Source organism: Proteus vulgaris (assembly GCF_033708015.1).
In the GTDB taxonomy this organism is placed as follows: Bacteria; Pseudomonadota; Gammaproteobacteria; order Enterobacterales; family Enterobacteriaceae; genus Proteus.
Genome location: NZ_CP137920.1, coordinates 2076017 through 2088426 on the forward strand (window position 1 = coordinate 2076017; position 12410 = coordinate 2088426).

General features: G+C 37.1%; 9 protein-coding genes. 2 read left to right on the top strand and 7 right to left on the bottom strand.

Annotated elements, in window-relative coordinates; all coding sequences use genetic code 11:
• Positions 1–217: 217 nt before the first annotated feature.
• The 6 genes from SB028_RS09895 to SB028_RS09920 form a co-directional block, all read right to left on the bottom strand.
• On the bottom strand, positions 218–2053 hold the full coding sequence (locus SB028_RS09895; protein WP_069369127.1) for a tyrosine decarboxylase: 1836 nt from the start codon (positions 2051–2053) through the stop codon (positions 218–220).
• Between the two features lie 515 nt (positions 2054–2568).
• A complete protein-coding gene (locus tag SB028_RS09900; RefSeq protein WP_413242932.1) occupies positions 2569–3591 on the bottom strand; it encodes an NAD(P)H-quinone oxidoreductase in 1023 nt (340 codons plus the stop codon).
• Between the two features lie 131 nt (positions 3592–3722).
• On the bottom strand, positions 3723–4607 hold the full coding sequence (locus tag SB028_RS09905; RefSeq protein WP_069369125.1) for a 4Fe-4S binding protein: 885 nt from the start codon (positions 4605–4607) through the stop codon (positions 3723–3725).
• Between the two features lie 14 nt (positions 4608–4621).
• Positions 4622–5494, bottom strand: a complete 873-nt coding sequence (locus SB028_RS09910; protein ID WP_069369124.1) for a dimethyl sulfoxide reductase anchor subunit family protein — start codon at positions 5492–5494, stop codon at positions 4622–4624.
• The gene (locus tag SB028_RS09915) at positions 5491–6120 is read right to left on the bottom strand and encodes a DMSO/selenate family reductase complex B subunit (RefSeq protein ID WP_069369123.1); all 630 of its coding nucleotides are present in this window, start codon (positions 6118–6120) and stop codon (positions 5491–5493) included. Before SB028_RS09915 ends, SB028_RS09910 begins: the two co-directional genes overlap by 4 nt.
• Complete coding sequence (locus SB028_RS09920) at positions 6117–8468, bottom strand: DMSO/selenate family reductase complex A subunit (RefSeq protein ID WP_318860129.1); 2352 nt, start codon at positions 8466–8468, stop codon at positions 6117–6119. Before SB028_RS09920 ends, SB028_RS09915 begins: the two co-directional genes overlap by 4 nt.
• Before the next feature lie 611 nt (positions 8469–9079).
• Here SB028_RS09920 and SB028_RS09925 point away from each other — a divergent pair.
• Positions 9080–9838, top strand: coding sequence for an FNR family transcription factor (locus SB028_RS09925; protein ID WP_069369121.1), 759 nt, complete (start codon positions 9080–9082; stop codon positions 9836–9838).
• Between the two features lie 141 nt (positions 9839–9979).
• On the top strand, positions 9980–10930 hold the full coding sequence (gene uspE / locus SB028_RS09930; protein ID WP_069369120.1) for a universal stress protein UspE: 951 nt from the start codon (positions 9980–9982) through the stop codon (positions 10928–10930).
• A gap of 82 nt (positions 10931–11012) precedes the next feature.
• On the opposite strand, the gene pntB is transcribed toward uspE, so the two are convergent.
• Entirely contained in the window at positions 11013–12401 is a 1389-nt protein-coding gene (gene pntB, locus SB028_RS09935) for a Re/Si-specific NAD(P)(+) transhydrogenase subunit beta (protein WP_069369119.1), read from the bottom strand.
• Between the last annotated feature and the right edge of the window lie 9 nt (positions 12402–12410).

The following is a 12410-nucleotide window of genomic DNA, read 5'->3' on the forward strand; positions in this document are numbered from 1 at the left end:
AGTTTGATTTTATGTGCTATCAATAAAGATAAAAATAGATAAGTAATAGAGAGGAATAATAAATAGACATGAAACAACAAAACGTATTTAGAGTAAAATAAGTGACAGCGTCACATTAGTCTAATAAAAAAAACGAAATAATGGGTAATGACCCACTACTTCGCTTTTTAACAACATTTATTTTAATTGTAGAGAATATAACAAAAAAGAGGTATCACTACTTGTCTAATGCGGATAAAACCACTTTCTTAATATATTGGTATCCAGCCTCAATTTGAGGCTCATCACAGATTTCAGTACTTTTTATCGTAAGCTGCAATAAATTCAAATGTTTGATAGTTTCCCACTCATTACTATCAAAACCGCACTCAGAACAAAACTGCGCAGGCGCATCATCACTATTACGAGCGCAAAGTGTTAACAAACTTAAATCTTGCTTATGATGGCTTTTAATAACCAAGTTTTCATAGATTGTTTTATTAAGATTATTTTGTGCTGCTAAGTCCTTATTTCCTTTATTTACAATCGCAAAATTTAATTTATTAAAGTCAGATGAAGATAAAACACGAATATAATAGTGCTCACCTTCTTTTTCGAAAGCAATCGCTTGATTAAAGAAATGCTCAAGTTTGATACGCGTTTCCCATTGAATTTGCGCATATTTTCCATATCCAGATGAAGTAAAAGGATAGAGTTGATGCACACTCCACATCGAGGCTACTGCTGGTGCGGATTGTATACCATCAATTTCAGGAACATCATCAGCTTGCTCTGGGCATAATCGAGGAGGATTTGTTAAAAAACGACTAATACGCGCATCTTTAATACATACTACACCCGTAGGATATGGTGAAAATCCCGCTTGAAATGGTTCAAAAGAGACTGAATCAGCGAGAGAAAGTTGTGTGATACTTTCATATATTTCAGATGTCAATTCGAGTAATGGGGCTTCTTTCTTTAATTTCTTACACAAGATCTGATATGGAATAAGATCATAATTATCATCAAGAAATAAACTTTTCATATAACCAAATTGCGATGCATCAATATGGATATAAAATGAATTGTTGTATTTTTCTTCGCACTCTTTTCTTAGTTCAAAAAGAGGTTTTAACTTATCAACACAACCATAAGACGGTGCTCCTAATATTCCTATCACACCAAGAATAGGCTCACCTTGTTCAATTAAACGAAAAACAATGTTGCGTGTTTTTTCAGTATCAGTTTTAAACGTTTCGTCAATAGGCAATGCAATAAGGTTGTCATATCCCAACCCAAGTATATCCATTGCTTTTTTCCAAAATTCAAAACGGGAAACGGGAACCAGCAGTTTTCCTAAATGCATGGTTTTTGTCATCCCCGTTCCTCGGCATGTTAAATGACTAACATCATCAAAAATCCCGCGTTCATTGAGCTGTTCACTTATTGCTAAAATATCCGAAACAGACATATTGAATAGCTCAAAGGCTTTTTTATCGGCAACTAAATCGCGTGATTTTGGATGGCGAGCAATTGCCATTGGTAATGTTTTTAAATTTCTAATCGCCCATAATATTTCATAGCAAGCAAGCGTATGACTTGTTGTGATATGACCAAATGCATCTTCTGACGAGAAACCGATTAATTTACAGAGATCATCTGTAATTTTCTTTTCTTGTTCTTTTAGTAAGGGGGAATGATTATTAAAAACATTATCTGAATTGTATGCTAATGCAGAAAGATAACCGAATTTCGCCAGTTGCATCACTTGTGAATGATGATGGGAGAAATAAGGTTCAATATCAGATTGAGTATAATTATTTTGCTGTTTTAAAGTCTCTAAAATACTTTCATAAGCATTATCTACTGCTTTTTTTTCAATAGTGTTACTTTTTATTTTAGTATCTAAACGCTCACTATTATTTCTTTTCACTTTATTTGCTTTAGAAAAAGAATACTCACTATTCATTAGTAATTTTGCCATCTCTCGATGATAACATATAAGAGTATCAATGGTTCGGGTATGGTATACACGCTCTGTAGCACTCAGACAGGTTTGTTTGTAATTTGCCATCATCGCACCTATATATAAATTTTTATTATCTGTATTAATGAGAATTGTGTTTATTAATCGTCAATAATTAATCTTTATTCAAATGATATACCACATGATGAGTAAGAATCTTCTTTATTTTATTGATATCAGTTAATATTTTTCTAATTTGATTTAAGCAAATGACACTTTAATGATAAATGATTTAGCTTTATTTGTTAGTTTCTTTAAATTATTATCAATTTTGATTTAAGTTATATTTCTGTGAATGTGATATTATTTTTGTTAAGGTCAATATTTAAATCTATCTTAATTAGAATCAGCGAGTATTTCTATTGCTTAATATCTATTTAAAAGAACAAATATTAAATTACCTATCTAAAATAAGCGCTTTTTTATTTAAATGTTATTCATCTTTATTTCAATATATAAAAAAACACATGGAATGTTGAACATGTGTTTTTCAGAATATTCGCTTTTAGAAAGTAAAATAAATTCTTACGCTTATATCAAATAAGTTTTAATTACTATTATTTTTACTCCCTTCCGTTATAAGGAGGAGTTTCAAGTATCACTTTACCAATTAAATCACCAGACTCCATTAACTGGTGAGCCTTACCCACTTCTTCTAATGAAAAAATAGCATTAATGATTGGTTTGATTTTTCCTTTAGCAATCAATGGCCATACTTGCTGTTTTAGTTCTTGCGCTATTTGTGCCTTTTCTTCTATTGAACGAGATCGCATCGTTGAACCAGTATGAATTAAACGTTTAATCATCATTGGCATCATATTTAAATTTTTCGGCATTCCTTTCATCATACCGACTTGTATAACGCGCCCAAACTTGCTAGCAACTTGATAATTTTTTTCTACATAATCCCCACCAATAATATCAAGAATAACATCAATGCCTTTTTCTTTAGTTAAAGCAGGAATTTCTTTAGCAAAATCGGCTTGTTTGTAATTGATGACATAATCGGCGCCAAGATCACGTGCTACAGCCGCTTTTTCTTCAGAGCCAACCGTTGTATAAACAGTTGCACCTATTGAGTGAGCAAGCATTATGGCAGTAGATCCAATTCCCGATGTTCCGCCATGAATAAGAACAGATTCGCCTTGTTTTAGTTTTCCTAACTGGAATAAATTAGCCCAGACAGTAAAGAAATTCTCAGGCAATGCCGCCGCTTCAATGTCCGTTAAATCCATTGACGGTAATGCGATGTCTTCATGCGCAATACAATATTGAGCGTAACCACCACCAGCAACTAAAGCACAGACTCTATCTCCTAGCTGCCATTTAGTGCAGCCTTCACCTAATACGACGATCTCTCCAGCGACTTCAAGCCCAGGGATAGGTGAAGCATCTGCGGGTGGCGGATAACTACCTTGGCGTTGAAATATATCGGGGCGATTAACACCAGAAGCTGCAACTTTGATCAAAAGATAATGAGGAGGAACGGAAGGTATCGGAGATAGTTGAGGTTGTAATTTATCTATACCGCCTGGCCCTGTAATGGCAACTTCTAACATATTCTCAGGTAAATTCGTTGTTTTCATCATATGTTCCCTTTTATTTGGTTACTCTCGGAATTTAATGATAAATAAGCAAAATCAGCATATTATTTCGTATTTCAATAAGGATATTGGCTTATTAAGGCAATAAATAACTTAAGTGTATTTGAGAGAAATTATAACCAACCTTGTTTCTGATGTTGTATGCAAATTGGGCACAATTTTGCTTCTGGAGTCCACGATAAGAAAGCTAAACGACATTTTTCACAGTGGGCATCATAATAATGATAGTGTATTGGTTCGTTATTTTTAGCGACACGTTCATTAACATGAATAGATTTAGGAAAACAAACAACTTCACAACTCATACAGCCCGTACAACGTTTTTCATCAAGCGTAAATATATTATTTTTAAGTTCAATCGCAGCTTCATCACACACATTGGCGCAGGCAGAACAAAGAATACAACTCTCTTTATCTAATTGAATTTGGAACCAACTATCTTCAGGATAAAGTTGTTTTCTTGCATTTAATCCTGTTCTTACTTGATTTTTTTTGAGTGGTTTTTCATCCAGTTTTTGACGAAAAAGCATAAAGCGACGCCCACTATCAATATCCGTAGGCTCTGTGATAATTAATTGCCAAATAGGTTCTTGCAATGTTTTTAATCGAAGGTTTAAGTTTGCTAAAACAGTAAGCCATTTATCCACAAAAGGCTGTGCTATCTTCATTCCTCTAATTTGATATTGGCGGTGCCATACTAATAATTCTTCTATACTTGCTAATGGTTCATCATGATTAACAACAAGGTAATTATCTTGGTGTGTTCTTTCGTGAGGAGAAATATTTTCTATTGCATCAACGGGGCAGGTAAATAGACAATTACCACATTGAAAGCAGCGTTCATTGTCTATTTTTACATCTAAATGAGCAAAAGTGATAGCGCCCACAGGGCAAACTTTGGAGCAACTATCACATAGGCTTTGTTTGAGGCGTTTTCTAACACATTTATCATTAATAATTGGTTCAGGAGGAAGTTCCACCTTAATAAAACGCCTCATACATCACTACTCCACTACTTGACAATAAAGAATGCAAAACGATTAAGAATCTCTGCAATCAGTATTATTGCGCTACTTGCTAATACCATACGCAATCCTGAAGTAAATACAGCGTTGCGATATTTCCATACGCTGTATCCCATCATTAAAATACCAAGAACTGACATAAGCCATGCGGATATTCTTAATCCGAATGTCTCATTATACGCAATGATAGGCGTATGGGGGAACGTTATTGCATCATTTGTTGAAATGACTGCTGACAACCATTCTAAATAATATGGTTGTACAGCCATACGTAATGTTACAGCAAGGAAAACAACCGCTAATGCACTTATTACAATCCTTTTTGCTAATTCATCATTCACAAATGCTTTAACACGATATGCCGTTATTGATAGCGCTACAACGGCGCCAACTGCAAATAATGCACCTATAAACATAAAATAGGTATTTGCGTGCATCCATGTCAGCATCGAGGTGTTGTAATACAGTGACGCCATACAGAATATATCGATAATGCCAAGTAAACCAATAATTGCCAGTATGGTTTTATTCATATGCCCTTTTATCAAAATAACTAAGGTATAAAGGCATAACGCACCAAGATAAACAGCAGCAAATATGATTTCACGACTGAGCCATGATGAAGAGATATGGCGTAATGCATGAAAAGCATTCCATGGATATCCCATATGTAAGGTTGAAGCTAATAATCCTAAGCACCCCAAAATAGCACCTGTTAATAACACAGGACGCATAGCAACGGTTGCTCGTTGATTCCCAATTTCTTTTTCTAGCCAGCAAAAATAAAGTGCGGTGAAAATAGTCACACCCACAGAACCTTGGACGAATAAAGTAAAGGTAACTAATGGCCATTCACTCATGCTTGAACTCCTCCCTTTTTCGTCGCCCCAGTATGAGGTTTGATAACTAAATTCGGATTGGTCAGTGTAAAATCGGGTAATCCTTGAACTTGACTTAAGTGCCCGTATTTCGCCCTTAGATCTTTAATTTTGCCAAACTTAATCGCATTTAGCGGACAGGTATCAACGCAAATTGGATTTTTGCCTTCAGCTAATAAATCGATACAAAAATCGCATTTTGACATCTGTCCAGTTTCTTCATTCATTTGTGGTGCACCGTAAGGGCATGACCAAGCACAATACCCACAACCTACGCATTTAGAGGTATCAACACGAACAATGCCATCACCTTCACGCTTATGCATTGCGGTAGTTGGGCAGTTTTTCACACAAACAGGATCAGTACAGTGATTACAAGAAATCGTTAATGTATAAGCAAACACATTATTAACCAAACCACCTTGTCCTGTTGGCGCAAATCCCCCACCTTTTACTTCATAAATACGCCGAAAACGACGCCCTACTTCTAAATTATTTTTATCTTTACATGCCACTTGGCAAGCTTTACAACCAGAGCAACGAGAGGAATCAATAAAGAAACCGAGCTGTTCATCACTCACTGGTGCATATTCTTTAAAGTCGCTCATGCTTTGGTTACCTCAACTAAGACGGTTAAATGCGAGTTACCATGTGCTAATGGTGTCATTCGTGTTGATGTTAAAACATTAGGGCATCCGCCATGATCAACGCCATTTTCATCAGGCGTCCACCATGCGCCAGCTTGCAATCCAACCACACCAGGAATAATACGTTGTGTCACTAATGCAGGGATTTGGGTGATCCCTCTGTCGTTATAGACACGCACCATATCACCATTTTTGATACCTCTATTTTCAGCATCAATTGGGTTTATCCATACTTCTTGACGTTGCACTTCTTGTAACCAAGGATTGGCATATTGCGTTGAGTTTGCGCGGTTTTTCCCTTTCCAAGTTAACATTTGCAATGGATACGTTGCTGTTAACTTATCTTCAGGACCTTCAATCGCCGGAACATAATGAGATAAAGCAGGAATATCGGGATCGTTCATGTCATAAAGTCGCTTAGAAAAAATCTCAATTTTTCCTGATGGCGTTGGGAATGGATTATTCGCAAAGTCATTGATATTTTTTTCAAAGGCAACGAACGGTTCATCTTTGAAAAGGTAACGACGTGTTTTTAGCAGCTCTTCAAAATTAGGAAAGTCAGGTCTATCTTGGAAACGCTCTTTATTGGTATCAACAAGATGAGCTATCCACTCTTTTTCACTTCGACCTTCAGTAAACGCCTCTTTTACCCCCATTTTTTCTGCTACGTCTGTTATCCATTCATAATCAGAACGACGCTCAAAAGCAGGTTCAATCACTTTTTCAGACAGAAGGAAATAGTTACCCGTTCCCCATGTATTACCAATGTTCCAACGCTCTAGAAAACTTGTTTCTGGTAAAACAAGATCCGCATATTTTGCCGATGGAGAAAGATATAAATCACTAGCAACAATAAATTCAACTTTTGAATCATCAGCTAATAATTTAGCAGCTGCATTTACATCTGGGTTTTGGTTAACTAAATAATTACCAGCTAAAGAAAATATCATTTTGATATTGGTATCGAGTTTATCAACACCTAAAAGGCCATCTTCAACACGTATTTTACTTGCATCATCAACCGCTTGCATCCAGTTCATAATAGAAATTTGAGCTTTAATTGGGTTCTTACCAATATTCGGACCGCGGATAGATTGACGATTACCAATACCACCGTAACCCGCTGCCCATGCCCCTTTTTTCCCCACATTCCCGGTGATCGCAGCTAATAATGTTGAACCTCGAGCGCTACGTTCACCACAAATATGGCGCTGAGGTCCCCAGCCTTGAATTAGCGCCGCGGGTTTTGTCATGGCATATTCGCGTGCGAGCTGGCGAATAGTATTTGCAGGTACTCGAGTGATATTTTCTGCCCATTCAGGTGTTTTTTCTATTCCGTCTTTTTGGCCTGTTAAATAAGCAACCAAGGATTCATTAGCAGGAACGCCTTCAGGCATATGCTCTTCATCAAAACCAATGACATATTTGTCAATAAAAGGTTTGTCATGAAGGTTTTCGGTGACAATGACATACATCATTGCATCCATTAAGGCATTATCTGTTGTGGGTAAAAGAGGGATCCATTGATCAGCAAGAGACTGAGCTGTATCTGAATAACGAGGATCAACCACAATAAATTTGGTGCCCTTATTTTTCATTTTCTGAAAATAATGGTTTGTATGACCAAAAATAGTTTCATTGGGGTTATGACCCCATAAAATCACGAGTGGTGTATCTTCAAGTGTATCGAGTGAACTGCCTGTTTTAGATATACCGTAAGTATAAGGGGTCACTTTGACCGTATTCCCTAAACTAACAGAATGATAATAAGGTAAGTATCCACCAGTTAAATTGAAGAGTTTCTTCATCATGGTATCACCAGAGAAGATCCCCCCCGTTACAGCGGTATTAACCGTTAAAAAACGGCTTGCTGCGCCATACTTTTCAGTTAAACGCGTAATATTTTCAGCGATGAGTGTTGTGGCTTCATCCCATGAAATACGTTCAAATTTACCCTCACCGCGCTTACCCACGCGTTTCATCGGATATTTTAGCCTGTCTGCATGATAAGAAAATTTACGATACCCTCTGCCTCTCACGCACGCTCTCATGATAGGCATCGATTCATCTAATTCATTATCAGGTCTTGTTGTGATCCGAGTGACAATGCCCTCTTTTATATGGGCTCGTATATCACACTTTCCACCGCAGTCAAAAGTACTGCATGTTGCTACAACAGTGGCGGGATTCCCGTTCATTTTTGCAACGGGTAAACTTTCATCTACATTAGCTTGTGCATTTCGTGCGAAAAATGGCACCGTAATTAATGCCGCACTCGTTTGAACAAAGTGGCGACGACTTAGTGACATCTTCCCTCTATTTTTATCAATTTTTTCTATTTTTTTTCATTAGCTTATCATTCTCACATAACAACGTTATCAGTGAAAATGATAGGATATAGTGGTAAACCCTCATTGATGTATATCAATACCACTAAAGAGGTAATAGAATGTTTCAATATTTCGCACTTCTTTGCTGATATCCCATTTTTTATAAGGAAAAGCTAATTCAAGGTAGCATTAAGTTGCATCAAAAATACACCTAGTTAACTTTACCTAATTTTTTGTTATAAAAATAATGAGTTATATATGAAAAACACTAATTTAAGATAAAACCGTAAATAAAATGTCAATATAAAGATAGAAAATATTGAAGCACCTCTTCATTTTTGGTTTTTGAGAAGGATAATTTAGTAATAGCACTATGACTTCGTTAAAAAATCGAATAATATACCAATTGAGTATAGGGTTAGCGCAAATTGTTCTAAATAGAACTTTAAGCAAAACATTGTTTTTATCAAGATACATGTTTTGTTACATTCAGAATTATTTCCACACGTACCGTTATTCCCCTTACTAATTACTGCAACATGTGTTAAAATTGACGCATATCAATATTTTTATTTGTAATGAGCAAGCTTATGATCCCAGAAAAACGCGTCGTTCGCCGAATCCAATCTGGCGGTTGTGCAATCCATTGTCAGGATTGCAGTATTAGCCAGCTCTGCATCCCGTTTACTTTAAACGAGCATGAGCTTGATCAACTCGATAATATTATCGAGCGTAAAAAGCCCATCCAGAAAGGTCAAACCTTGTTTAAAGCAGGTGATGAGCTGAAATCACTTTATGCCATACGTTCTGGTACAATTAAAAGTTATACCATTACGGAAGAAGGCGACGAGCAAATAACAGGATTTCATCTTGCTGGTGATTTGGTTGGTTTTGACGCCATTATTAATACTGAACACCCAAGTTTCGCACAAGCTTTAGAAACATCGATGGTTTGTGAAATTCCATTCGAAACTTTGGATGACCTGTCAGGTAAAATGCCTAACTTACGTCAACAAATGATGCGCCTAATGAGTGGTGAAATCAAAGGTGACCAAGAAATGATCTTACTGTTATCGAAAAAGAATGCAGAAGAACGCCTGGCCGCTTTTATTTATAACCTCTCTCGTCGTTTCGCGCAGCGTGGTTTTTCTCCACGTGAATTCCGTTTAACCATGACTCGTGGTGATATCGGTAATTACTTAGGTTTAACCGTTGAAACGATTAGCCGCTTACTTGGTCGCTTCCAGAAGAGTGGCATGTTAAGCGTTAAAGGCAAATACATTACTATCGAAGATAGTACACTGTTAAGTGAACTTGCAGGCAAACTTCCTTCGTCAGTTGACGTTTAATCTGTTACATTTCACACGCCAATTTTATAACGGGGCACACAAATTTGTGCCCCGTTTTCTATTTTGTGCTATTGCATTTTATCTTCTTGGGTTATCTTTAAATTGTAGATGGATAAATCCAGCCCTAAAGAGGATATTACAATGGAAAAATATCAAAACCTTCTCGTTGTCATTGATCCTAACCAAGATGACCAACCAGCACTTCGCCGTGCTGTCTATATCGTTCAGCGTAATGGTGGGCGGATAAAAGCTTTTCTACCTGTTTATGATCTCTCTTATGACATGACAACCCTTTTATCTCCCGATGAACGTAATGCAATGCGTAAAGGTGTTATCAGCCAAAAGGCTGCTTGGATCAAACAACAAGCACGCTATTACCTTGAAGCGGGTATAGAGATTGATATAAAAGTCATTTGGCATAATCGTCCTTATGAGGCAATTATTGAAGAAGTCGTTGCAAATCAACATGACTTACTCATTAAAATGGCTCACCAACATGATAAATTAGGTTCACTTATTTTTACCCCTCTAGATTGGCAATTGCTTAGAAAATGTCCTTGTCCAGTTTGGATGGTCAAAGATAAAGAGTGGCCTGAATACGGTACTATCGTTGTCGCTGCAAACTTATCAAATGAAGAGTCTTATCATGATGCCCTTAATCTAAAACTGATTGAGCTAACAACGGATCTCTCTCATCGCATACAAAAAGATCCTGACGTCCATTTACTTAGTGCCTACCCTGTTGCGCCTATTAATATCGCAATAGAGTTACCTGATTTTGATCCAAATCTTTATAACAATGCACTACGTGGTCAGCACCTTATTGCAATGAAAGAGTTGCGCCAGAAATTTTGTATTCCTGAAGAGAAAACGCATGTTAAAGAAGGATTACCAGAGCAAGTGATCCCTCAAGTTTGTGAAGAACTAAATGCAGGTATTGTCGTTTTAGGTATTTTAGGAAGAACAGGCCTATCCGCCGCATTCTTAGGTAATACAGCCGAACAACTTATCGACCATATCAAATGTGATTTATTGGCAATCAAGCCAGATGGTTTTACCTGCCCTATTACTGTCGATAGTGATCACGAATAAATTTCCATGAATAAATAAAAAACGCCAGTAAATTAAGTTTTAACTGGCGTTTTATTTTTATAACAATTTTTGGCTTATCACATTACAGTGCTTTTAAAATTGCATCCACACTCGCTTTAGCATCGCCAAACAACATTTGTGTATTCTCTTTAAAGAACAGCGGGTTTTGAACCCCAGCATAACCTGTATTCATTGAGCGTTTAAACACGATAACATTCTGTGCTTTCCACACTTCTAATACGGGCATACCTGCAATTGGGCTATTAGGATCATCTTGTGCCGCAGGATTCACTGTATCGTTAGCACCTATAACTAAAACTGTATCAGTGTCAGCAAAATCATCATTAATTTCATCCATTTCTAATACAATGTCATAAGGTACTTTAGCTTCTGCTAACAACACATTCATATGACCCGGTAAACGCCCCGCGACTGGATGAATACCAAAACGCACTTTCACACCACGTTGGCGTAATTTTTCAGTAATATCATGCACAGGGTATTGTGCTTGAGCAACCGCCATTCCATAACCTGGGGTAATAATAACTGAGGTGGAGTTTTTCAGCATATCCGCCACTTCTTCAGCGGTTGTTTCGCGGTACTCACCCATTTCCCCTTCTTCTGTTGAAGCTGAGCCATCAGTACCAAATCCACCTGCTATTACGCTAATAAAAGAACGATTCATCGCCTTACACATAATATAAGAAAGAATAGCACCTGAAGAGCCCACTAATGCACCCGTTACAATTAACAAGTCATTGCTCAGCATAAAGCCTGCAGCCGCCGCTGCCCATCCTGAGTAAGAGTTCAGCATCGAAACAACAACTGGCATATCTGCACCACCAATTGATGCAACTAAATGCCAACCAAATGCCAGGGCAATTACTGTCATGATGATGATTAAGAAAACTTGTAAGCCAACACTGTCAGTTTTAACAAACCAAATCATCAATAAAAAAGAAACAACCAAAGCTGCAAGATTTAATTTATGACGATTAGGTAACATCATCGGTTTAGATGACATTTTCCCACTTAACTTACCATAAGCGACAATAGAACCCGTAAATGTGACTGCACCAATGAAGATCCCTAAAAAGACTTCGGTTAGGTGGATATTCACCATGACAGGATCCATTGCTGTATTGTGGTCAAGATAACTATTAAAACCCACTAAAACTGCCGCTAAACCCACAAAACTGTGTAAGATTGCGACCAATTCTGGCATTTGAGTCATTTCGACTTTTTTAGCTAAACGAATACCAATAACGGCACCGATTGCCATTGCAATAATGATCCAACCCACATTGCCAGCATAAGGTCCGAAAATGGTTGCGAACAAGGCAATTGCCATCCCTGCAATACCAAAGTAGTTACCTTGTTTAGAGGTTTCATGCTTTGATAAACCGGCAAGGCTGAAAATAAATAATATCGCGGCGACAATATATGCCGCTGTAACAACTCCGCTGGACATAATTGTCTC

Excerpts from the sequence above, each read along its gene's own strand:
- SB028_RS09895 (WP_069369127.1), bottom strand. The coding sequence starts at position 2,053 with ATGGCAAATTACAAACAAACCTGTCTGAGTGCTACAGAGCGTGTATAC.
- SB028_RS09900 (WP_413242932.1), bottom strand. The coding sequence starts at position 3,591 with ATGAAAACAACGAATTTACCTGAGAATATGTTAGAAGTTGCCATTACA.
- SB028_RS09905 (WP_069369125.1), bottom strand. The coding sequence starts at position 4,607 with ATGAGGCGTTTTATTAAGGTGGAACTTCCTCCTGAACCAATTATTAAT.
- SB028_RS09910 (WP_069369124.1), bottom strand. The coding sequence starts at position 5,494 with ATGAGTGAATGGCCATTAGTTACCTTTACTTTATTCGTCCAAGGTTCT.
- SB028_RS09915 (WP_069369123.1), bottom strand. The coding sequence starts at position 6,120 with ATGAGCGACTTTAAAGAATATGCACCAGTGAGTGATGAACAGCTCGGT.
- SB028_RS09920 (WP_318860129.1), bottom strand. The coding sequence starts at position 8,468 with ATGTCACTAAGTCGTCGCCACTTTGTTCAAACGAGTGCGGCATTAATT.
- SB028_RS09925 (WP_069369121.1), top strand. The coding sequence starts at position 9,080 with ATGATCCCAGAAAAACGCGTCGTTCGCCGAATCCAATCTGGCGGTTGT.
- uspE (WP_069369120.1), top strand. The coding sequence starts at position 9,980 with ATGGAAAAATATCAAAACCTTCTCGTTGTCATTGATCCTAACCAAGAT.
- pntB (WP_069369119.1), bottom strand. The coding sequence starts at position 12,401 with ATGTCCAGCGGAGTTGTTACAGCGGCATATATTGTCGCCGCGATATTA.